We start from the raw sequence: 19,794 nt of genomic DNA on the forward strand, positions 1-19,794 counted from the left end.
GTTAACAGCGCATTAAGTTCAGGGCACCTGCTGGCCCTTTCCCAGGGCGATCACGCCACCCTTCGACACCGTGTAGAGCTCCGCGTCGCGCTCCGGGTTCACGCCGATGGTCGCACCCGGAGGGACCTCCACGTTCTTGTCGAGGACCGCCCCGCGCACGACCGCACCCCGTCCGATGTGCACGTTGTCGTGCAGGATCGAGCCCTGCACGACCGCTCCCGGGTCGACCAGGACGCCCGGCGAGAGCACCGAGCGCGAGACCTGGCCGCGGATCAGGCAGCCGGCGCTGATGATGGACTCGCTGGCGATCCCGCCGGCGTTGAAACGGGCCGGGGAGAGCTGACCCGAGTGGGTGTAGATGGGCCAGCTGCGGTTGTACAGGTTGAAGGCGGGGCGCTCGGCGATCAGGTCCATATGGGCGTCGTAGTACGCGTCGAGCGTGCCGACGTCCCGCCAGTAGCCCTGGTCGCGGGTGGTCTCGCCGGGCACGTGGTTGTCGTGGAAGTCGTACAGCTGGGCCTCGCCGCGCTGGGTGAGCTGGGGCAGGATCGAGCCGCCCATGTCGTGCACGGAATTCTCGTCCTCGGCGTCCCGCTGGAGCGCCTCGATGAGCGCCTTGGTGGTGAAGATGTAGTTGCCCATCGACGCGAACACGGACTCCGGGTCGTCGGCGAGCCCCGGCGGGTCGGCGGGCTTCTCCAGGAAGCGATCGACCGTCAGCCCGTCCGAGCCCGGGGTGATCACCCCGAAGGACGAGGACTCACCGCGCGGGACACGGATCCCGGCCACGGTCACGCCCGCGCCGCTCTCGATGTGCTGCGCGAGCATCTGGCGCGGATCCATGCGGTACACGTGGTCGGCGCCGAAGACTGCCACGTACTCGGGCCGCTCGTCGTAGATGAGGTTCAGCGACTGGAGGATGGCGTCGGCACTGCCGAGGTACCAGCGCGGGCCGAGCCGCTGCTGGGCCGGCACCGGGGTGACGTAGTTGCCGAGCAGGCTCGACATCCGCCAGGTGGTGGTGATGTGCCGGTCCAGGGAGTGCGACTTGTACTGCGTCAGCACGCAGATGCGCAGGACGTCGGCGTTGACCAGGTTGGACAGCACGAAGTCGACGAGCCGGTACGTGCCACCGAAGGTGACCGCCGGTTTGGCGCGGTCCGCGGTGAGCGGCATCAGCCGTTTGCCCTCACCGCCCGCGAGCACGATTCCGAGCACCGATGGCCCACCACGACGCATGGTCGCTCCCCTCACGCTGGTTGAACCATGGTTGCCCCCGGCCGGGGGAACTAAGCCTTTTTGACGATCTCCTCATACAACCCGACCGTACGCCTGGCCACCGCGTCCCACCCGAACTCCCCCACCGCCCGGGTCCGCCCCGCCTCACCCATGCGTCGCGCGGCCTCGGGGTCGCCGAGGACGGCGTCCAGCGCGCGGCCGAGACCCGCCTCGAAGGCGGCGCCCCCGTCGCCCACCGGCACGAGCGTGCCGGTCACCCCGTCCTCGACGACCTCCGGGATGCCGCCGACCCGGGAGGCCACGACGGGAGTGCCGCAGGCCATCGCCTCCAGGTTGACGATGCCGAGCGGTTCGTACACCGAAGGGCAGACGAACACGGAGGCGTGCGTGAGGAGCTGGATCACCTCGGGGCGCGGCAGCATCTTCGGGATCCAGTGCACGCCGTCCCGGGCGCGGCTCAGCTCGGCGAAGAGGTCGCGGAACTCCTGGTCGATCTCGGGCGTGTCGGGCGCTCCCGCGCACAGCACGACCTGCGCCGCGGGGTCGATGTCCCGTACGGCCCGCAGCAGGTGGGGAACGCCCTTCTGCCGGGTGATGCGGCCGACGAACAGCACGAAGGGCCGGTCCGGGTCCAGGCCGATCCGGGTGAGCGCGTCGGTGCCGTGGTCGGGGCGGTAGAGGGCGGTGTCGATGCCGTTGTGGACGACGTGGACCCGCTCCGGGGCGAGCGTCGGATAGCAGGTGAGGATGTCCTCGCGCATCGCGCCGGAGACGGCGATCACCGCGTCGGCCGCCTCCACCGCGGTCCGCTCGGCCCAGCTCGACAGGGCGTAGCCGCCGCCGAGCTGCTCGGCCTTCCAGGGCCGCAGCGGCTCCAGCGAGTGCGCGGTCACCACGTGCGGCACGCCGTACAGCTCCTTGGCGAGGTGGCCGGCGAGGTTGGCGTACCAGGTGTGGGAGTGGACGAGTTCACGGCCTTCGAGGGCGGCCGCCATGGCGAGGTCCACGGAGAAGGTGCGCAGCGCGTCGTTGGCCCCGTCGAGCGCGGACCAGGGGCGGTGCCGCTGGACCCCCTCGGTGCGGCCCTCGCCCCAGCAGTGCACGTCGAGGTCGACCAGCTGCCGCAACTCGCGGGCGAGGAACTCGACGTGGACGCCGGCGCCGCCGTACACGTCCGGGGGATACTCCCGGGTCAGCAGTCCCACTCGCACCCGTAACCCCCATCTCAGCGACCGGCTCCCTTCATGGTCACCCAGACGGGGCGCGTGGGGAAGAGCGCGGGGGTCGTGTGAAGCAACAGTCCCCGCAGACGCCTCCGCCGGGCACCCGGTAGTACAGGCAGCAGCTTCGGCGCCGGAAGGCGGTGCCGGTCAGCGTGCCGGTGTCCGCGAGGAGGGGGTGGGTGAACAGCTCGGCGGTGAGGGCACGCGCGCGTGCGGCGACGTCCGGGCGGCCGTTCGTACGGGCCCACAGGTCCAGTTGGCGGGCGGCTCCGGCGAGCGCCGACGCGGAGTTGCCGCGCAGCAGGCCCGGCGCTACCGGGTGGCGGGCGCGCAGCGCGGCGGAGAGCGGTTCGAGGTGGCCGTCCAGGACCGCGGCGGCCACGGTCGCCGCGTCCCCGGGCCGGGCCCGCACCTCGGTCAGCCACAGGTCGTCCGGGGCGGTGGCGTCCGGATCCCAGAGCAGCAGCCCCGGGTCCGGCTCGGGAATGCTGCCGTACAGGACGGCGCAGCCCAGCGTCACCGACCACAGCCGGGCGGCGAGGCCCTGCTGAGCCACGGAGGCCCCGATCCGGCCCTCGGGGGCACGCAGAGCCCGGGTGACCTTCCGGACCCGGAAGGACAGCGGATCTCCGTGGACGTCCGGCGCCCCGGTCCCGGGGGCGTCCCGGTAGGCCCGGGCGAGGGTCGGCAGCGGTCGCGCCGGGTCTCTCGGGCCGACCGGCCGGGTGCGCAGGGCGAAGAAGGGGCCGAGCGGGCGGAGTGCGGCGAGATCGAGGTCCAGGTCCACGACGTGCAGTAATACCAAGGCCGGTAGGGGTGCGGGTCAGGGGGATCCCTGGTCCGTCACCCGCCTGAGGGAGGACAGAGGGCCCGCCGTACTCCATCGGTAGTAGGACTTATTGCGTGCTTAGGTACGACGACGGGAACAGATCGACAAGGCATCGTGTTGGTCATGAGAGCCGACCGTTCGCCGCGCCGGGCCCCGCGCCCCCGCCTCACGCAGAGGAGCTGCTCATGAGCGCCCTCGCGTTGTCCGTGGTCCTGTCGCTCGTCTCCGCTGTCGCGTACGCGGCCGGGGCGATCGTGCAGGAGCAGGTCGCGCTGTCCTCGCCCGCCGAGGAGTACGCCCCGCTGCGCCGTCCGGGCTGGTGGGCGGCGGTGGCGCTGAACGGTCTCGGCGGACTTCTGCACGTGGTGGCGCTCGCCTACGGTCCTCTCAGCCTGGTCCAGCCGCTGGGCGCGCTGACCATCGTGTTCGCACTGCCCATGGCCGCGCTGTTCGTCGGCCGCAGGGCCGGGGCGACGGCCTGGCGGGGCGCGATCATGGCGACGGTCGGTCTCGCCGGTCTGCTCTCCCTGGTCGGGGCGGCCGACGCGCAGTCGCTGAGCACCCCGCAGCGGGTCACCGTGGCCGTGGTCACCGCCGGCGCGGTCGTGGCCCTGATGGTGGCCGGGCGGGCCGCGCACCGGCACCCGGCGGTGCGCAGCATGCTGCTGGCGACCGCGTCGGGCATAGCGTTCGGCATGTCGTCGGTGTTCACCAAGACCGTCGCGGTCGACTGGACCGGCGGCGTCTCGGCGGCCGACATCCCCTCCCTGGCCGTGATCGGCGTGCTGGCCACGACCGGCATGCTGCTGTCGCAGGCCGCCTACCGGGGCGCGGGCCTCGCGGCCCCGCTGGCCACCCTGACGGTGGTCAACCCGGTCGTGGCCGCCGCGGTCGGCATCACGATGTTCGGCGAGACGTTCCGCTACGGCACCACGGGCACCGTGCTCGCCCTGGGCTGCGGTGTGGTGGCGGCGGGCGGACTCATCCTGCTCACGACGGAGCGCCTCCAGGCAGAACGTCCGGAGCCGGCGACGACCGGTCTCCCGGCCGCGCGCGACCGTGCGGAGACCGGTACGGCGACGGTCACGGCCCAGGCGGCCGGCAGGGCGACGTCCGGGATCGGGTTCCCGAAGCAGCCGGTCGCGCCACGGCCGGTGAACGTGCGGCTCGCGGAAGCGGTGCTGGAGGACCTTCGGCCGGCCTTGGAGGACCTGCGGCCGGTCGCGGCGGCGCTCGATGACGTACGGCCGGCCGGGGTACGGGACGAACGGCTCGTACCCGCACCGGCCTCGCCCGGCGGCGATGAACGCGTCGAGGAGGAGGGACCGCCCGGCGTGGACGTCCCTCCGTCGTTCTACACCCCGCTGTACGGAGGTCTGTACGTCCCGATGCCGGTCGTGGACCGGCATCGGGAGCGGGTCAAATCCTGACGCCGCCGGCGCGCAGATAGGCGACCGGGTCGACGTCCGTCCCGAACCCGGGCCCCGTCCGCACCTCGAAGTGCAGATGCGGGCCCGTGCTGTTGCCGGTGGAGCCGGACCGGCCGATGCGCTGCCCGCCGCTCACCGACTGCCCGTCCCGTACGGAGATCGCCGACAGGTGCGCGTACTGCGAGTAGCGGCCGTCGGCGTGCCGGACGACCACCTCGTAGCCGAACGAGCCGGCCCAGCCCGCGCTCACCACTTCGCCCGCCGCGACCGCCTTCACCGACGTGCCGGTGGCCACGGGGAAGTCGACACCGGTGTGATAGCCCTTCGACCAGGAGGAACCGGTCGCGTGGTAGGGCGTTCCGGTGCCGGCGCCGACGGGCGACACGAGCGAATGGCCGGTCGTCGCCCCGTCGTCGTCCTTGGCCCTGGTGCTCTTCGCCGGCTTGCCCTTCTTGGCGCCCGGGGAGGTCTTCGGCTTCTCCGTCCGGGGCTTGGTGCTGCTCGGGGACCTGGTCGCGGCGCCGGCCCGGTCGCTCAGGCTGAGCCGCTGGCCCGGCATGATCAGGTCGGGGTCGCCGCCGATGGTCGTCCGGTTGGCGGCGTAGAGCCCCTGCCACCCGCCCTCGACGTCCTCGGTGTCCGCGATGCCGGAGAGGGTGTCGCCCCGGACGACCGTGTACATCTGCGCGGTGCCCGCCCGGGACTGGGGTGTGCTCTGGGGCCGCACGTCGTCGAGGGACGTCTTCGACGTCCTGGTGGACGACTTGGCGGACGTCTCGGACGTCTCGGACGACTTGGACGACTTGGACGACTTGGACGACTTGGACGACGGCCCGGGCTTCGCCGACGCGCCGTCCGGGTGGATGTCGGGGGTGTCGCCGCCCCGGCTCAGTCCGGCGCGCACCGAGCACACGGGCCATGCGCCCGGCCCCTGCCCGTCCAGCACCTTCTCGGCCACGGCGATCTGCTGGTCCCGGGTGGCCAGATCCGCACGGGGCGCGTAGCGCGTGCCGCCGTACGCCTCCCAGGTGGACTGGGTGAACTGAAGCCCGCCGTAGTAACCGTTGCCGGAGTCGATGTTCCAGTCGTTGGTCGACTCGCACGCGGCGACCTTGTTCCAGGTGTCCACGTCGGCCGCCTGAGCGGCACCGGTGCCCAGGAGCGGCAACGCCATACCGGCACCGCCCGCCGTCACGGTGAGTGAGGCCCGGTTGATCCTGTTCGGCTGATACCGGCGGTGCCGACCGCGTACGGCCATCGGAGATCCCCCTCGACATGCGTCAGGAGGGGCAAAAGTAAGGGCGGCGAACAGGCCATGACAAGACGACAACCGGCCGCTCCGACTCGCGTGCGACCGCGGGACGCCCCGCGCGGGAATCCGGCGGCGCACCCGTCAAGATGGTCCTCAGGACGATACTGACCGGATGCACGGGCACACCCCTCAAGGAGCCAACCGTATGAGCACTTCAGCTCAGATCGGCGTCACGGGACTCGCGGTCATGGGCCGCAATCTCGCCCGCAACTTCGCACGCAACGGCTACACGGTCGCGTTGCACAACCGCACGGCGGCACGGACGCACGCCCTGGTCGAGGAATTCGGACACGAGGGCGAGTTCGTCGCCGCCGAGACCGCCAAGGAGTTCGTGGCGGCACTGGAGCGGCCCCGCCGCCTGGTCATCATGGTGAAGGCCGGTGAGCCGACCGACGCGGTGATCCGGGAGTTCGCCCCGCTGCTCGAACCCGGCGACATGATCATCGACGGTGGCAACGCGCACTTCGCCGACACCCGCCGCCGCGAGCGCGAACTGCGCGAGCAGGGCCTCCACTTCGTCGGCACGGGCATCTCCGGTGGCGAGGAGGGCGCGCTGCACGGCCCGAGCATCATGCCGGGCGGCTCGCCCCAGTCGTACGAGTCGCTGGGCCCGATGCTGGAGAAGATCTCGGCGAAGGCGGCGGACGGAACGCCCTGCGTCACGCACATCGGCCCGGACGGCGCCGGCCACTTCGTGAAGATGGTCCACAACGGCATCGAGTACGCCGACATGCAACTGATCGGCGAGGCCTACCAGTTGCTGCGCGATGTCGCCGGGTACGAGCCCGCGCAGATCGCGGACATCTTCCGCACCTGGAACACGGGCCGCCTCGACTCCTACCTGATCGAGATCACGGCCGAGGTGCTGTCCCACGTGGACGCTGCGACGGGCCGGCCCTTCGTGGACGTGGTCGTCGACGAGGCGGAGCAGAAGGGAACCGGCCGCTGGACGGTGCAGATCGCGCTGGACCTGGGCGTTCCGGTGTCGGGCATCGCGGAGGCGGTCTTCGCGCGGTCCCTGTCGGGGCACGCGCCGCTGCGCCAGGCCTCACGCGACCTGGCGGGACCGAAGGCGTCCGCCCTGGGCAGGGCGGAGGCGCAGGCCTTCGCCGACCGGGTGGAGCAGGCGCTGTACGCCTCGAAGATCGTGTCGTACACGCAGGGCTTCCACGAGATCGCCGCGGGCAGCGAGGAGTACGACTGGGACATCGACCTGGGCGCCGTCGCCTCGATCTGGCGCGGCGGCTGCATCATCCGCGCGGCCTTCCTCGACCGGATCCGCGCCGCGTACGACACCCGGGCGGATCTGCCCAGCCTGCTGTCCGACGCGACGTTCGCCTCGGAGATCGCGGCGGCGCAGGACCCGTGGCGTGAGGTGCTGGTGGCCGCGACGCTCCAGGGCGTGCCGACCCCCGGGTTCGCGGCGGCGCTCGCGTACTACGACGCGTTGCGTGCGGAGCGGCTGCCGGCGGCGCTCACCCAGGGACAGCGGGACTTCTTCGGCGCGCACACCTACCGGAGGGTGGACCGGGAAGGGGCGTTCCACACCCTGTGGGGCGGGGACCGGTCCGAGGTGGACGCGTAGTTCCCGCGCCCTCGGGCCCTCGCGGTGGGCGGCGGTCTCCCGCCGCCCACCGTCGGCACCTCAGGTGAGGGGCGGGCCCGGTTCCGGGGCCGGAACCGGTTCGGGACCCGGCGGGATCGGCGACGGTGAGGGGTCCGGGGGCGGGCCGGGCTGCGGGGGCGGCACCGGGTCCGGACCGGGCATCGGGTCCGGGCCGGGCGGCGGCTCGGGAGCGGGCACCGGGCCGGGGAACGGTTCCGGGGGGCCCGGCGCCGGGCCGGGCGTCGGTGCGGGATGGACGGGATCGGGGTGGACGGGGTCGGCGTACGGGTCGGTCATCGTGTCCTCCGGCCAGTTGCAGAGCTTGGCTCTGGACTCATCCCCCACGTACCCGGGGCGGCCCCGGCCACTCACCCGGGTGGACCCGGCCGGCCACTCGTCCTGGACGAGGCGCCGCCGACCCGCCGGTCAGAAGCGGCCGGGATGCGCGCGCAGCCAGTCCTTGGCCGCGCGCAGCAACTCGGGGTCGGCTGCCGGAGCCTCGTCGGGGTGACGCTCGGCCCACTTCACGACGTACGGGCACAGCGGCGCCACGGGGATGCCCTCACGCCCGGAGAGGGTGTACAGCTCCCGCGCCAGCGACCCGGCGATGCCCTTGCCCTCGTGGGCCGGCTCGACGACGGTGTGCACCGGCACCAAGGCGGCCGCGGGCGACTCCAGGACGAAGTACTCGATGCGGCCCACGACTTCACCGCCGTCACCGAGGGCCTCGAGGCGGCCCGCCGCCCGGTCGTCGCGGATCTCGATGTCGCTCATGGGCACTCCCGGTGCGATGGGTGCGAGGGCTGCTTCGGTCAGACCGACACTGCCTGCGGGCTGCGCTCCTGGTCGGAGCCCGGTACCGGCTCCGAGGGGTCCGCGCCGAGGGCCACGATGCGGTTGTCGCGGTCCACGTGCACGACTCGCGGCTCCAGGGCTCGCGCCTCCGCGTCGGTCACCTGAGCGTAACTGATGATGATCACCAGATCACCGGGGTGCACGAGATGGGCGGCCGCCCCGTTGATCCCGACCACGCCCGAGCCGCGCTCCCCCTCGATGACGTACGTCTCGAGCCGCGCCCCGTTGGTGATGTCGACGATGTGGACGAGCTCACCCGGCAGCAGATCGGCGGCGTCCAGCAGATCCGCGTCGATGGTCACCGAGCCGACGTAGTGCAGGTCGGCCTGGGTGACGGTGGCTCGGTGGATCTTGGACTTGAACATGGTACGAAACATGGAGAAACTCCCGATTTGTCAGCTCCCTGCCTGCTTAACGCAGGTCAAGGGCGGTCTTCGGAGCGTACAGGGATTCGCATGTTCGGTCAGCTGTCCCCAGGTGTTGCAGGGCTCACTCTGACTCAGTGCCGACTTCTCCGATGGGCCATCAGCCCCGAGTGCGATGTGTCGCCGGCCGGCCGTAACCGCGCCGGTGGTGATGCGGTGGTCACCTGTTCGACGACTCCTACGGACGCTCGGATACCCAGGCCGGCATCACTCACCGTGCGTTGCCACCGCAGTGTGTTGTCCCGGTACCTCGGTGACAGGCGACACGCCCTGAACGGCCCTCGACACTACGGTTCCAGGCGGCGGCTTCGGTCATCCGCAGCAGGGTCTCTGCGAGGTGCGGCGGCTCACCCTGCTGCACGAGCCCGCCGAGCGTGCCTTCGGCGTCTCCCGCGGCCGCTTTTTTCCATGTGTACGGCAGGTCAGGCAATGACACCTCGTATGTGCTCGACACCTTCAACGTCACTCGTGACAAGGACATGAAGGCTTACGGAACTTACCGAACCAAGGAACTGGTCCTCGCCGAGTACGACCGCATGGCCGCCGCCGGCCTCACCCTGGAGACGCCGCTCGTCGAAGGCGAGAACTACACCTCCACCCTCACACCACCCCCAGGCCACGGCCCCCGCCACCCCGCCTGACAGCTCGCGGCGACCTGACCTGACGAGTCACCTACTCGTGCATCACCATCCACGCCCCAGGGGGGACCATGAGCAACCCGCAGTACCCGCAGCAGCCCGATCAGCTGCCCTCGGACTACGAGCTCGACGCATGGCGTGCCGTCCAGCAGTTCAAGGGCCGCCCGCTGTCGCAAGCGATGAGAAACGCCGGCGAACACGTGGCCAACGGCGTCGCGGAGTTCGGCAAGCGTGCCGCGAAGCAACTGGAGAACCACCCGCGGGCCAAGTCGGCGGTTTCACGTGGACAGGAATTCGTCACCAAGGGCGCTCAGAAAGTCGGTGCCGGAACGCGCAAAGCCGCCGACGCCCTGCCGGACTGGAGCGGCACCGCCGTTCAGTCCATACAGAAGACGCTGGCGCGGGCCTCGCGAGCGGGCCTGTCCCCCAAACGTGTGGTGGCGCTCCACAAGAAGCGCGGGCACGACATCGCGTCGCTGCGCGACCTGCGCCGCCTCGACCTCGAACAGGTCGACGCGGTCCGCGGACGGGCGGCGAGCTGGTACTTCCCGGCCGCCGCAGCGCTCTCGGGAGCGGGTGCGGGGCTGGTGATCTCTGGAGGAGAGCTCGTCATCGCCGCCTCCGCCGGCGCCGCGGCAGCCCCTTCGGGAGGCGCGATCACCGGAGCCTTCGTCGCCGATGCCGCAGTCGTCCTCGGACTCGCGTCCCGCGCCGTCGGTCAGGTCTCGTTGTTCTACGGCTACGACCCTGAGGAACCCGCCGAGAAGCTCTTCGTGCTGTCTGTTGTCAACGTTGGGACGGCAAGCTCGGTCGCCGCGAAGAACCGTGCGATGTCCGACGTCTCGCGACTCACCCAGGCGCTCTTCCGCGGAAAGGCGTGGGACGTCCTGAACGACGCGGTCGTCACCAAGGTTTCCCAGCAGTTCGCGAAGGCCTTCGGCTTCCGTCTCACCAAGAAGGGACTCGGCAAGGCTGTACCCGCATTCGGGATCGTCGTGGGAGGCACCCTCAACTGGACCACTCTGGAGGGGATCGTCGATGCCGCCGACATGGCGTACCGGCGGCGGTTCCTGCTGGACAAGTACCCGCATCTCGCTGACGAGGAGGCATCCGAATCGTTTCCCGACACCGGCCCGGACGTCACGGACGACGCGGACGAGGAGATCAGTTTGCTCGGTGAGATCGTCGAGGCGGGCGGACCCGACCTCCGCTGACCCGGTGTCCCGGCGGTGAAAGTCCTCACGCGACCGCCGGGACGAACACCGGTCAGGCCTCCGCCGCGAACCCCACGAACCGCGACCACTCCTCACGCCCGACGGCGAAGTGAGGTCGCGTCACGTCCTTGGAGTCCCTTACGCGGATGACCTGTTCGGTGACGGCGACCTCCACGCAGCTGTCGCCCTGGGTGCCGCTGTAGCTGGACTTGAACCAGGCGAGTTCCGTCGTGCTCATAGCTCTCCTCGCAGTCGCTCCAGCAGACCCCGCGAGTCTTTGGGGTTCAGGGCCTGCGAGCGCAGTGTGTCATAGCACTGATAGAGGAGGCTCACCTCTTTCGCGTCGGAGATCAGACGACCATTCTGCTGCCCTTCCGAGTACGCGAGCCGCCGTCGCTCCGGCGTTTCCAGGAGCTGCACGGGACCGTCCAAGCAGGCATGGAACTCGGCATCGAGCGGCATGACTTGCAGGGTCACATTGCGCGGTGCCGTCAGTTCCAGCACGTGATCGAGCAGCCCCCGTGTCACTTCCCGCCCACCGAGCCTCCGTCGGAACAGGTGCTCCTCGACGATGAAGCTGAACGGAACGTTGGGCCGCTCGTACAGCATCCTCTGCCGCTCCATCCGCGCAACGACCTGAGCCTCCAACTGCTCATCCGACAGCGGCGGAATGCTGTTGTCGAACACCGCCCGCGCATACCCCTCCGACTGCAACAACCCCGGCACCAGCCTGCACTCGTACGTACACAGGCTCACCGCCACCTTCTCCAGCCGGGCCCACCGCCGGAACCAGGCCGCCAGCCCCGCCTCGCCCCGCGTCAGGTGCCCGGCCGCCTTCCGCAGCGCGCCCGTGTTGCCCAGCGCCTCCTCCGCCCGCTCCACGAACGACTCGTCGGGCATCCGGCGTCCCAACTCCACGGACTCCACGGTGTGTTTGGAGAACCGGACCCGCGCCTCGAAGTCCACCCGACTGAGCCCCGCATGCTCGCGCAGGGCCTGGACGACCGCACCGAACGTCCGCAGACTGTCGGAGGGGTCAGGCTCGCGCTCCCAGTCGCACGCCGTCACGTCAATGCTGTCCGTCATACGCGGCCACCTCCAGATGCTTACGTCCTCTGCGGTTTCTCCGCGATCGACAGCACCCAGAGTGACGGCAAGATCCCCGTACCGTCCACAGAACGTGCCCGTACGCTGACGCAGCGTACGGGCCGCGCTACTGGAACACACCCCCGCACGCCCGTCACGGTTGCTCCATGCACGCCTCTACGCCCCAATCCTGCGCTACCGTACGCACGTTCGCGCAGCGACTCTCCTCCACCCGTCGCGGCGCCCGCCTCGCCCGCCTCCTGGCTGTGGAACGGCTGACCACCTGGGGGACGTCACCCCACGTCATCGAGCGAGCGGAACACGTCGTCGCGGAACTGGCGGCGAACGCGGCGCTGCACGGCCGCGCCCAGGGCCGCGACTTCCTGCTGGCGCTGACGCTGGACGACGCGGCCGGCACCCTGCGCATCGCGGTCAGCGATACGCGGGGCGAGCGCCGCCCCGCGATCCCCCCGGAGCGGGGCCCGGACCACGAGTCGGGCCGCGGACTGCTCCTGGTCGTCGCCCTGGCCGACTGCTGGGGCACAGAGCCGTTCCCGCCCTCGGGCAAGACGGTGTGGGCACTGCTGACGCAGTCTCCGCCGCGCGACCGGCCGTTCCCGGACGTGACCGGACCCGTCGGCTGAGGGCGCCCGGCCGTCATGGCGTCAGGAGGCCCAGTCCGGCAGGCGCGGGTCGCTGACTTCCCCGGGGATGTCGCACCAGGGACGCAGTTCCTTGTAGGCCTTCGCCTCGTCGTAGGCCGGGTAGGAGCCGTATCCGCTGTAGGCCTGGACGAGGGCGACGCACGCGGCCTCCGTCCTGGTGTGCACCGTCCCCGGGTCCTGTTGCTCGGCGCCGTTCGCCGCGACGTCGTAACAGTAGGTCAGGGTGCCGTGATCGTCGGTCTGCTCACCACTGGCGGCGGCCTTGTCCAGAGCCACGACGGCGTCCGCGCAGTCGCGCGGCATGTCCGTGGCCTGGAAGCCGATTCCGCCGATCAGTTCGTCCACGGCCGCCTCGGCGGCCTTGTCGTGCTCCCCGTAGGTGTAGAGGAGGTACTTGCTGTAGGGCAGCCACCAGACGCGATGACTGCTCTTGCGGGAGCCGTCGTAGTCGGGGAGCACGTCCGTGCCGAACATCCAGCTCATGGCCTTCTTGCCGCCGATCTTGTGCAGCGAGCCGTCCTTCACGGAGGTCACCGACTCCTCCGTGACGGTGTCACTGCCCTCGCTGTCGACGGACCACATCGAACCGGAGTCCGTCTGGCCCTGCTTGATCTGGTCCAGCGTCAGACTCGGGAAGTACATGAGGCGCACGCCGGTTTCGGAGTCCCCGTGCAGGATGAAGTCGACGCTGGTCGCGGCGGTCGTCACCGAGGCGTCCGGGGTGTCCGAGGAGAATCCGGCGTCCGCGTCCGCGTTCTCGCCGTCCGGCGGGGAGAACTCCAGCTCCGAGTCGGCGGCGAGCGTGACCCGCAGGCCGCCGAAGAGGGCCACCGGCGCCGGCTCGGGTTCCTGTACGACGCTCTCCTCGGCGCTCGGGGTTCCGGACGCGGAGGGCGGCGCGGCGACCGGTTGCCCGCTCGCCGCCGTCCGCTTCGGCTCGGCCGCCGGGCCGGCGGCAGGATGCCCCGCAGGGCCTGCGGTTCCGCTGTTGCCGGCCGCCACGGCGCCGGCCACGGCGCCCAGCACCGCGGCGGCGGCCACCGTGCAGAGGACGGCCCGGCGTCGTCGCGTACGGCGCCCGGTGGGTGCGGCCCCCGGGGTGGCGGCGGGTTGTCCCGGAGCGTGAGAAGGAGGCGGAATCGGGGGAACGTCCCCGCGTGCGTTCTGCGCGGTGGTGGCCGAGGGCGCCGGCTCCTCGGACGCCTGCCGCGGGACCGAGGGCGTCGACGGCGGCGCAGCGGCGGCCCCCTCGTCGCCCATCGGTTCCCTGCCCACCGGCGCCTCGTCAGCCGTGCGTCCGTCGCCCGCCGCCGGTTCCTCGTCGGGGGAGGGCTCGGCGGGCAGCGGGACGTCCCAGCGCATGCGGTCCAGGGGGACGGTGACACCGGTGTCGGGCCGTTCGAACGACCGCGTGTAGGCCATGGTCGGGAAGACGGCGGTCCCCGTCGGCCCGTACACGGCGGCCGCCCGTTCGGCGATGTCCGCCGCGCTCGGCCGCTCCCCGGGGTCCTTGTGCAGAGCGTCACGGACCAGGGGCAGCAGGGCGTCGGGCACGCCCTGGAGCGACGGCGTGGCACTGATGATGCGGTGGTTGATCCCCGTGGGGGCCCCGAAGGGGTGGGCCGCTGCCGCGGCGTAGGCGACGAGCAGCCCCCAGCAGAAGATGTCGCAGGCCGGGAGGGTGGTGCCGTCGGTGAGCTGCTCCGGTGCCATCCAGCCAGGAGTGCCGGTCGTCACCGAGGTCGCGGTGATGGCGGTGGCGTCCAGGTGGTGCGCGATGCCGAAGTCCACGACGTGCGGCCCGTCGGCCCCCAGGAGGACGTTCGTCGGCTTCAGGTCGCGGTGGGCGACCCCCGCGCCGTGGATACAGGCCAGCGCGTGGGCGACGGCCGCCGCGAAGGTGAGCAGATTGTCCGCGCGCAGGGGTCCGGCGTCCCGGACGTGCTGGTGCAGGGTGTCGCCCTGGACGTAGGCGGTCGCCAGCCAGGGCAGCGGGGCGTCCGGGTCGGCGTCGACCAGCGGTACGAGGTACGGGCCGGTGACCTTGCGGAGCGTGGTGGTCTCCCGGCGGAAACGGGCCCGGTGCGAGGGGTCGTCGGCGTAGCCCTGGTGAAGGACCTTCACGGCGAGGGGACGTCCGCTGTCGGGGTCGGTCGCGTAGTAGACCGTGCCCATACCGCCGGTTCCGAGGTGCCGGACGGGCCGGTAGGGGCCGATGCGTTCGGGCAGGTTCACCGGCACGGGACACTCCCTCGTGCCGGGCACGGACGTACGGCCGACACCGTCCACCCGCGCAGATCACGCCGCAGACCGTGCTGACGACTCATGTACCCCCCTGGTGTTCTGCGCCTTCACGTACCGATGGGAACGGTGCGACGCGGCCGACTTCGGGCGTCGGCGAACCTGCGGCCGACCGGCGACTCGCCCTTGCGGGCAGCGGCGGTCGTGCGATGAAGCCCCCCTCATCAGCGGACACTCTAGTACCGGGCTCGTGACCGGCGGCAGAGGGGCCGTCGGCTCCGCTCGCCTTGGGGTCGGTGTCGGTCGGCGTCATCACTGGCTCCGTACACCCCGGCGGTGACGGTTGCGCAAAGGGGCGTCGACGCACGCCTTGACTGGTCACACGTTCAACATGCGTACACAGATTCGATCGCTGCAAGCTTGCCGTTAAGGACGCACTACGTGTACCTGATGCCGTTGCTTCGCGATCCATGCTCGCCGTCCGGTGACCTTCGGGGAAACAGCAGCCGGTGCGCCGTGTACGCCATCCGCTCCGTTCGGCGGCAACGGCACGGCACCCCCGGTGCGTCCTCAGCCGGTCCGCCACCCGGCGGGGCCTTTCACCCGAGGTCCTCCAGCAGGAGATCGAGCGCCGCCTCCTCGTGCAGGGCGATGCCCAGGGCGTCCATGGCGGGTGCCGGTTCCGCGTCCCACACGGCCTCGGCAGGCGGTCCGGCGAGGGCGATCCGCGGTGTGCCATGAACCTCCGTGCGCGTCGCAAGGCACAAGGATCGGTCGAGGGCCGTGACGGCCAGGCCGAGAGCGTCGGCGACCAGCAGCGCGGTGCGCAGCTGATCGCCGTCGAGCGTTCCTGCCGTCACGAGGTACAGGTCGAGGGTTCCCAGCACGGATCCTCAGCCCACATAGCGGCGGGCGGCCGAGCGCTGCTGCGCCTCCTCCAGGATCCGCATGCGCGTCTCGACCTCCGCCGGCAGCACCCGGCGCTCGCGCAGCACCCATGGCAGAGCGGCCGCGGCCTCCACGAAGGCCCGTAGAGACACGGTGTCGCGGGGGACCGTGCGGGCCAGGTACACGGTGCGGCGCAGCGCGGGTCCGGCCGGGCGGCGCAGCCAGGTGAACCAGAGTGTGTTGCGGATGCCGTGCGCCCGGCGCAGCGTCGAGTCCCGCACCGCCGACGGCTGGTGATGGATCGTCAAGTGTTCGGCGTACGTCAGCCACCAGCCGTTCGCCGCCAGGTCGACGGCGAGCAGCTCCTCCTCGCCGCCCAGCCACAGCCGGGGGTGGAAGCCGCCCGCGGCGCGGAAGGCGTCGGTGCGCAGGACGGTCGCGGCAGCCAGGAAGGAGCCCAGCGCGGGTCCGGGCAGCCAGTCCGGAGCCGGCACGGGCGAGTTGCGCAGTTCCTCGTTGATCGGGTCCTCGGCGCCTCCTGGTTCGACCAGGATGCGGGCCGTGACGGTGGCGAGCGCCGGATGCCGGTCGAGGAGGTCGGCGGCGCCGGACAGCGCGCCGGGGCTCCACCAGGAGTCGTCGTCGCAGAACGCCACGTAGGGCGTGCGGACCTCGCGGACCGCGAGGTTGCGGCCGACTGCGCCGAGGTTGCGGCCGGGGCACAGCAGCCGTGCCCGGGGGTGGTGGCGGGCGATCGCGTCGGCGGTCCCGTCGGTGGAGGCGTTGTCGACGACGATCACCGGGGGCCGCTCGGGCAGTTCCGCCAAGTGGTGGAGGGTGCGCAGGAGTTCGGGGCGGCGGTTGTGGGTGATGACGACGACGGTGGTGCGGGGGTCGGTCACGGCTGTGCTCCGTCCAGCATGCGCGCGGCCCGTTCCAGGTGCGGTGGCAGGGCGCGGCGGGCGCGCAGGGCGGCCGGAAGGCGCGTGAGGGTCTCGCGCAGCGCCTGCCGGGCGGCCGGGTCGCGGCGGGCGTCGGCGGCCAGGCCGCGGGTGCGGGCGAGGGCGTGGGGCAGAGGGCGGCGCAGCCAGGCGGTGAGGAGTTCGTTGCGGCGCTGGACGGCCGGGCGGCCGTTGCGGGGCGCCGGGTCCGGGTGGTGGTGGGCGACGACGTCGGGGCAGTGGGTGACGCCCCAGCCGCGGGCGGCGAGGTCGTAGGCGAGGAGGGTCTCCTCGCCGCCGAAGAACAGCAGGGGGTGGAAGCCGCCCGCGTCGAGGTAGGCGCTGCGGCGGACGACGGAGGCGCAGGCGAGGAAGCCGAGGACCTGGGTGCCGGGCAGATCCCGAGCCGAGCCGAGCGGGGAGGCGGCGAGGACGTCGTTGAGGGGGTCGGGTTCCTCGGCGGGGCCGACCAGCGTGGCGGCCGAGATCAGGCCGAGGCGTGGGTGGGTGTCCATCAGCTTGGCCGTGAGCTCCAGGGCGCCGGGTGCCCACCAGGAGTCGTCGTCGCTGAACGCCACGTAAGGGGTGCGCAGGGCGCGTACGCCGTGGGTGCGGGCGATCGCGCCCCGGTTGGACGGCAGGGACAGCACGCGGACCGTGGGGAAGTCGTGGGCCAGCCGGGCGCGGGTATCGTCGGTGGAGGCGTTGTCGACGACGAGGATCTCCGGCCGCTCGGGCAGGTCGAGGAGCCGGCCCAGGGTGCGGGCCAGGGTGGCCGACCGGTTGCGGGTGGCGAGGACGATGCCTATGGGCGCTTGGTTCATGGCGTGTCGCTGAGTTCGTCGAGCCGGTCGAGGGCGTGCAGTACGTCGCCGGAGCTGATGCGCAGCAGCGCCGGGTCGGTGCGGCGGCCGTGCGGGTCGCCCTCCTGGCCGGGGTGCCACAGCACGCGGTGGCGGGGGTGGGGCGGCGGGCCCCAGCGGCTCGGCGGAACGGGACCGAACAGGGTGACCGTGGGGGTGGCGTGGGCGACGGCGAGGTGGGCGATGCCGGTGTCGCCGCTGACGACCGCGGAGGCGTCGGCCACCAGCGCGGAGAGCCGTTCGAAGGGGAGGCCGCCGCCGAAGGTGTCGGTGTCGGGCAGCCGCGCCTGCTTGGCGAGGCGTGCCACGAGGTCGTCCTCGCCCGCTCCTCCGGTGACCACGACCCGGTGGCCGCGCTCGCGCAGGGCGGTGGCGACGGCGGCGTAGCGGTCGGCGGGCCAGCATCGGGAGGGGGCGCCGGCGCCCGGGTGCAGGACGACGGCCCCTGGCGCCGGGGAGGCGCCCGGTGGCCGGGGCAGTCGTAGGTCGGCCGGGTCGGCGGGGACGCCGTAGAACTCCAGGAAACGGCACCAGCGGTCCCGCTCGTGTTCCTCCGCCCACCAGCGGGGACCGTCGATCTCCGGGGTGTCCGGGTGGGCGAAGGCGAAGAGGCGGCGCGGGCGCAGCGCCTGGAGCAGGCGGTGGCTGGGCGGGCCGTTGCCGTGCAGGTCGACGGCGATGTCCGGTGGCGGGCCGGTCCGGTCGAGGGTGCGCGGTACGGCGCGGCCGGGGGCGGAGGCGGGCAGCAGCCGGTCGACGGCTCCCGTCGCCGCCGCCACCGGTTCGAGTTCGGCGGGGGCGGCCAGCACCAGTTCGTGGCCGGGGAAGGCCCGGCGCAGGGCGCGCAGGGCGGGAACCCCCGCCAGGAGGTCGCCCAGGCCGAGCGCGCGCAGGACGAGCAGGCGGGGGCGCGTCATCGGGCACCCTCCGCCGCGCGGTCCAGGAGCGTGGTCGAGGACCGCCCGGCGAGGTAGGGCAGCAGCACCGCCTGCCCGCCCCATTCCTGCAGCAGCGCCGCCTCGGGCAGGTCGGCGCCGGTGTAGTCGCCGCCCTTGACCCAGACGTCGGGCCGCAGCTCGGCGAGCAGCTGTTCCGGGGTGTCCTCGTCGAACACGGCCACCGCGTCGACGCACTGCAGGGCGAGCAGTACGCGGATCCGGTCGGCGAGGGGGTTCACGGGGCGGCCCTCGCCCTTGCGGCGCCGTACCGACTCGTCCGAGTTGAGGCACACGACGAGGCAGTCGCCGATCCGCCGGGCTGCCTGCAGCAGGCCGACGTGCCCGGCGTGCAGCAGGTCGAAGCAGCCGCCGGCGGCCACGACGGCACCGCCGGAGGCCCGCACCCGGGCGATCACGGCGTGTGGGTCCGCGGCCGTCTCGGGGCCGACGCCCTCCTCGCCGGACGGGCGGGAGTCCGCCTCGGGGAATGCGCCGTCGGCCAGTGCGCCCGCGCCGCCCGCGGCGACGAACTCGCTCGCGGCGGCGACGGCGCCTTCCACCGCCTCGCCGACGAGTGTCCCGTCGGCCAGCAGACCGGCCGCCGTGGCGGCGAACCGGTCGCCGGCGCCACAGGCGTCGCCGTGATGGGCGGCGGGCGCCGGGACGAGCAGGGGATGCTCGCCGTAGGACAGCAGCGCGCCGCGGGCGCCCATGGTCACCACGACGCAGGCGACCCGCCAGTGCCGTACGAGCGTGGCCGCCTCGCGGGCGGCGACGCTCAGGTCGCTGCCCGGCTCCTTGGTGGTGTGGTGGTCCTCGGCGGTCGCCGCGAAGGCATGCGCCTCCGACCGGGCCGGAGTCACCAGCCGTGTGCCCGGCACCGGCGGCCCTCCGCGCGGGTGCGGGTCCCAGACGACCGGCGGGCGTTCGGCCAGTACGTCGCGCAGGGCGTCGGCAGCGCCCCGGCCGTAGTCGGAGACCAGGACGGCCGGGGCCGAGCGGACCGCCTCGCGGGCCTCGTCGGTGGCCTCGCGGACGCGGCCGTCACCGCGGTCCAGCCGCACGACGGGGCGGCCCTGCGCCAGCACGCGGGTCTTCTCCGGCAGCGCCCCGGTCAGCGGCAGGACGATCACCTTCAGCCGGCCGTCGAGCATCCGGCGCAGTTCCTCGCTCGCCGGGTCGTCGCCCACGCCGGTGATCAGGGTGACGTCCCGGCCGTCGCGGGCGGCGAGACAGGCCGCGAGGGCGGCGCCGCCGGGCCGCGCCCGCCGCGTGTGCTCCGCGACGACCGGTACGGGCGCGTCGGGGGCGAGCCGGTCGGCGGTACCGGTCAGGTCGCGGTCGAGCAGGGCGTCGCCGATCACGACGAGGGCGGACTTGCCGGCACCGGAGCCTGGCATG

Annotated in this window: 19 protein-coding genes; 5 read left to right on the forward strand and 14 right to left on the reverse strand. The window is 72.4% G+C overall.

Annotation, left to right across the window (positions count from 1 at the left end; all coding sequences use genetic code 11):
* Positions 1-18: 18 nt before the first annotated feature.
* The 3 genes from glgC to ACIPFH_RS15110 are packed head-to-tail and all read right to left on the reverse strand — an operon-like array spanning position 19 to position 3,267.
* Entirely contained in the window at positions 19-1,239 is a 1,221-nt protein-coding gene (gene glgC / locus ACIPFH_RS15100) for a glucose-1-phosphate adenylyltransferase (RefSeq protein ID WP_356257985.1), read from the reverse strand.
* Positions 1,240-1,289: 50 nt separating this feature from the next.
* Positions 1,290-2,450, reverse strand: coding sequence for a glycogen synthase (gene glgA, locus ACIPFH_RS15105; RefSeq protein WP_401826514.1), 1,161 nt, complete (start codon positions 2,448-2,450; stop codon positions 1,290-1,292).
* A gap of 37 nt (positions 2,451-2,487) precedes the next feature.
* Positions 2,488-3,267, reverse strand: coding sequence for a (2Fe-2S)-binding protein (locus ACIPFH_RS15110; RefSeq protein WP_401826516.1), 780 nt, complete (start codon positions 3,265-3,267; stop codon positions 2,488-2,490).
* A gap of 209 nt (positions 3,268-3,476) precedes the next feature.
* On the opposite strand from ACIPFH_RS15110, the gene ACIPFH_RS15115 reads away from it, so the two are divergent.
* Entirely contained in the window at positions 3,477-4,721 is a 1,245-nt protein-coding gene (locus tag ACIPFH_RS15115) for a DMT family transporter (RefSeq protein ID WP_401826518.1), read from the forward strand.
* Here the strand turns inward: ACIPFH_RS15115 and ACIPFH_RS15120 are convergent.
* Positions 4,711-5,979 (reverse strand): transglycosylase family protein, encoded by a 1,269-nt coding sequence (locus ACIPFH_RS15120; RefSeq protein ID WP_401826520.1) that lies wholly within the window; start codon positions 5,977-5,979, stop codon positions 4,711-4,713. The two genes, ACIPFH_RS15115 and ACIPFH_RS15120, sit on opposite strands and share 11 nt — an antisense overlap.
* Before the next feature lie 199 nt (positions 5,980-6,178).
* Between ACIPFH_RS15120 and gndA the strand changes: the two genes are divergently transcribed.
* Positions 6,179-7,618, forward strand: a complete 1,440-nt coding sequence (gene gndA, locus ACIPFH_RS15125) for an NADP-dependent phosphogluconate dehydrogenase (RefSeq protein ID WP_401826523.1) — start codon at positions 6,179-6,181, stop codon at positions 7,616-7,618.
* Positions 7,619-8,065: 447 nt separating this feature from the next.
* On the opposite strand, the gene ACIPFH_RS15130 is transcribed toward gndA, so the two are convergent.
* Together ACIPFH_RS15130 and panD are read right to left on the reverse strand one after the other, a co-directional pair.
* Positions 8,066-8,413, reverse strand: coding sequence for a GNAT family N-acetyltransferase (locus ACIPFH_RS15130; protein WP_356258002.1), 348 nt, complete (start codon positions 8,411-8,413; stop codon positions 8,066-8,068).
* 38 nt (positions 8,414-8,451) lie between these two features.
* A complete protein-coding gene (panD, locus tag ACIPFH_RS15135) occupies positions 8,452-8,871 on the reverse strand; it encodes an aspartate 1-decarboxylase (protein ID WP_401826526.1) in 420 nt (139 codons plus the stop codon).
* Positions 8,872-9,362: 491 nt separating this feature from the next.
* Here panD and ACIPFH_RS15140 point away from each other — a divergent pair, with 491 nt between their 5' ends.
* Both ACIPFH_RS15140 and ACIPFH_RS15145 read left to right on the forward strand, forming a co-directional pair.
* Positions 9,363-9,560, forward strand: coding sequence for a hypothetical protein (locus ACIPFH_RS15140; protein WP_401826529.1), 198 nt, complete (start codon positions 9,363-9,365; stop codon positions 9,558-9,560).
* 68 nt (positions 9,561-9,628) lie between these two features.
* The gene (locus ACIPFH_RS15145; RefSeq protein ID WP_401826532.1) at positions 9,629-10,771 is read left to right on the forward strand and encodes an EcsC family protein; all 1,143 of its coding nucleotides are present in this window, start codon (positions 9,629-9,631) and stop codon (positions 10,769-10,771) included.
* 52 nt (positions 10,772-10,823) lie between these two features.
* Here ACIPFH_RS15145 and ACIPFH_RS15150 read toward each other — a convergent pair whose 3' ends face one another.
* Together ACIPFH_RS15150 and ACIPFH_RS15155 are read right to left on the reverse strand one after the other, a co-directional pair.
* Entirely contained in the window at positions 10,824-11,009 is a 186-nt protein-coding gene (locus ACIPFH_RS15150) for a DUF397 domain-containing protein (RefSeq protein ID WP_401826534.1), read from the reverse strand.
* Complete coding sequence (locus ACIPFH_RS15155; RefSeq protein ID WP_401826537.1) at positions 11,006-11,857, reverse strand: Scr1 family TA system antitoxin-like transcriptional regulator; 852 nt, start codon at positions 11,855-11,857, stop codon at positions 11,006-11,008. The genes ACIPFH_RS15150 and ACIPFH_RS15155 overlap by 4 nt, the downstream gene beginning before the upstream one ends.
* A 167-nt stretch (positions 11,858-12,024) precedes the next feature.
* On the opposite strand from ACIPFH_RS15155, the gene ACIPFH_RS15160 reads away from it, so the two are divergent.
* Complete coding sequence (locus ACIPFH_RS15160; RefSeq protein ID WP_401826540.1) at positions 12,025-12,501, forward strand: ATP-binding protein; 477 nt, start codon at positions 12,025-12,027, stop codon at positions 12,499-12,501.
* Between the two features lie 21 nt (positions 12,502-12,522).
* On the opposite strand, the gene ACIPFH_RS15165 is transcribed toward ACIPFH_RS15160, so the two are convergent.
* The 6 genes from ACIPFH_RS15165 to rfaE2 all read right to left on the reverse strand — a co-directional run bounded on the left by ACIPFH_RS15165 (position 12,523) and on the right by rfaE2 (position 19,793).
* The gene (locus tag ACIPFH_RS15165; RefSeq protein WP_401826543.1) at positions 12,523-14,763 is read right to left on the reverse strand and encodes a serine/threonine protein kinase; all 2,241 of its coding nucleotides are present in this window, start codon (positions 14,761-14,763) and stop codon (positions 12,523-12,525) included.
* A gap of 599 nt (positions 14,764-15,362) precedes the next feature.
* On the reverse strand, positions 15,363-15,650 hold the full coding sequence (locus ACIPFH_RS15170; RefSeq protein ID WP_401826546.1) for a DUF2399 domain-containing protein: 288 nt from the start codon (positions 15,648-15,650) through the stop codon (positions 15,363-15,365).
* Positions 15,651-15,656: 6 nt separating this feature from the next.
* Positions 15,657-16,553, reverse strand: a complete 897-nt coding sequence (locus ACIPFH_RS15175; RefSeq protein WP_401826549.1) for a glycosyltransferase family 2 protein — start codon at positions 16,551-16,553, stop codon at positions 15,657-15,659.
* The gene (locus tag ACIPFH_RS15180; protein ID WP_401826552.1) at positions 16,550-17,416 is read right to left on the reverse strand and encodes a glycosyltransferase family 2 protein; all 867 of its coding nucleotides are present in this window, start codon (positions 17,414-17,416) and stop codon (positions 16,550-16,552) included. The genes ACIPFH_RS15175 and ACIPFH_RS15180 overlap by 4 nt, the downstream gene beginning before the upstream one ends.
* Positions 17,413-18,372 (reverse strand): glycosyltransferase family 9 protein, encoded by a 960-nt coding sequence (locus ACIPFH_RS15185; RefSeq protein ID WP_401826555.1) that lies wholly within the window; start codon positions 18,370-18,372, stop codon positions 17,413-17,415. Before ACIPFH_RS15185 ends, ACIPFH_RS15180 begins: the two co-directional genes overlap by 4 nt.
* A complete protein-coding gene (gene rfaE2, locus ACIPFH_RS15190) occupies positions 18,369-19,793 on the reverse strand; it encodes a D-glycero-beta-D-manno-heptose 1-phosphate adenylyltransferase (RefSeq protein ID WP_401826896.1) in 1,425 nt (474 codons plus the stop codon). The genes ACIPFH_RS15185 and rfaE2 overlap by 4 nt, the downstream gene beginning before the upstream one ends.
* Between the last annotated feature and the right edge of the window lies 1 nt (position 19,794).

Source organism: Streptomyces sp. NPDC088157 (assembly GCF_044741545.1).
GTDB lineage: Bacteria > Actinomycetota > Actinomycetes > Streptomycetales > Streptomycetaceae > Streptomyces.

Bases quoted from the DNA above. Each gene is read 5' to 3' on its own strand.
- glgC (WP_356257985.1), bottom strand. From the start codon at position 1,239: ATGCGTCGTGGTGGGCCATCGGTGCTCGGAATCGTGCTCGCGGGCGGT.
- ACIPFH_RS15115 (WP_401826518.1), top strand. From the start codon at position 3,477: ATGAGCGCCCTCGCGTTGTCCGTGGTCCTGTCGCTCGTCTCCGCTGTC.
- ACIPFH_RS15120 (WP_401826520.1), bottom strand. From the start codon at position 5,979: ATGGCCGTACGCGGTCGGCACCGCCGGTATCAGCCGAACAGGATCAAC.
- gndA (WP_401826523.1), top strand. From the start codon at position 6,179: ATGAGCACTTCAGCTCAGATCGGCGTCACGGGACTCGCGGTCATGGGC.
- ACIPFH_RS15130 (WP_356258002.1), bottom strand. From the start codon at position 8,413: ATGAGCGACATCGAGATCCGCGACGACCGGGCGGCGGGCCGCCTCGAG.
- panD (WP_401826526.1), bottom strand. From the start codon at position 8,871: ATGTTTCGTACCATGTTCAAGTCCAAGATCCACCGAGCCACCGTCACC.
- ACIPFH_RS15145 (WP_401826532.1), top strand. From the start codon at position 9,629: ATGAGCAACCCGCAGTACCCGCAGCAGCCCGATCAGCTGCCCTCGGAC.
- ACIPFH_RS15150 (WP_401826534.1), bottom strand. From the start codon at position 11,009: ATGAGCACGACGGAACTCGCCTGGTTCAAGTCCAGCTACAGCGGCACC.
- ACIPFH_RS15155 (WP_401826537.1), bottom strand. From the start codon at position 11,857: ATGACGGACAGCATTGACGTGACGGCGTGCGACTGGGAGCGCGAGCCT.
- ACIPFH_RS15160 (WP_401826540.1), top strand. From the start codon at position 12,025: ATGCACGCCTCTACGCCCCAATCCTGCGCTACCGTACGCACGTTCGCG.
- ACIPFH_RS15180 (WP_401826552.1), bottom strand. From the start codon at position 17,416: ATGAACCAAGCGCCCATAGGCATCGTCCTCGCCACCCGCAACCGGTCG.
- ACIPFH_RS15185 (WP_401826555.1), bottom strand. From the start codon at position 18,372: ATGACGCGCCCCCGCCTGCTCGTCCTGCGCGCGCTCGGCCTGGGCGAC.
- rfaE2 (WP_401826896.1), bottom strand. From the start codon at position 19,793: ATGCCAGGCTCCGGTGCCGGCAAGTCCGCCCTCGTCGTGATCGGCGAC.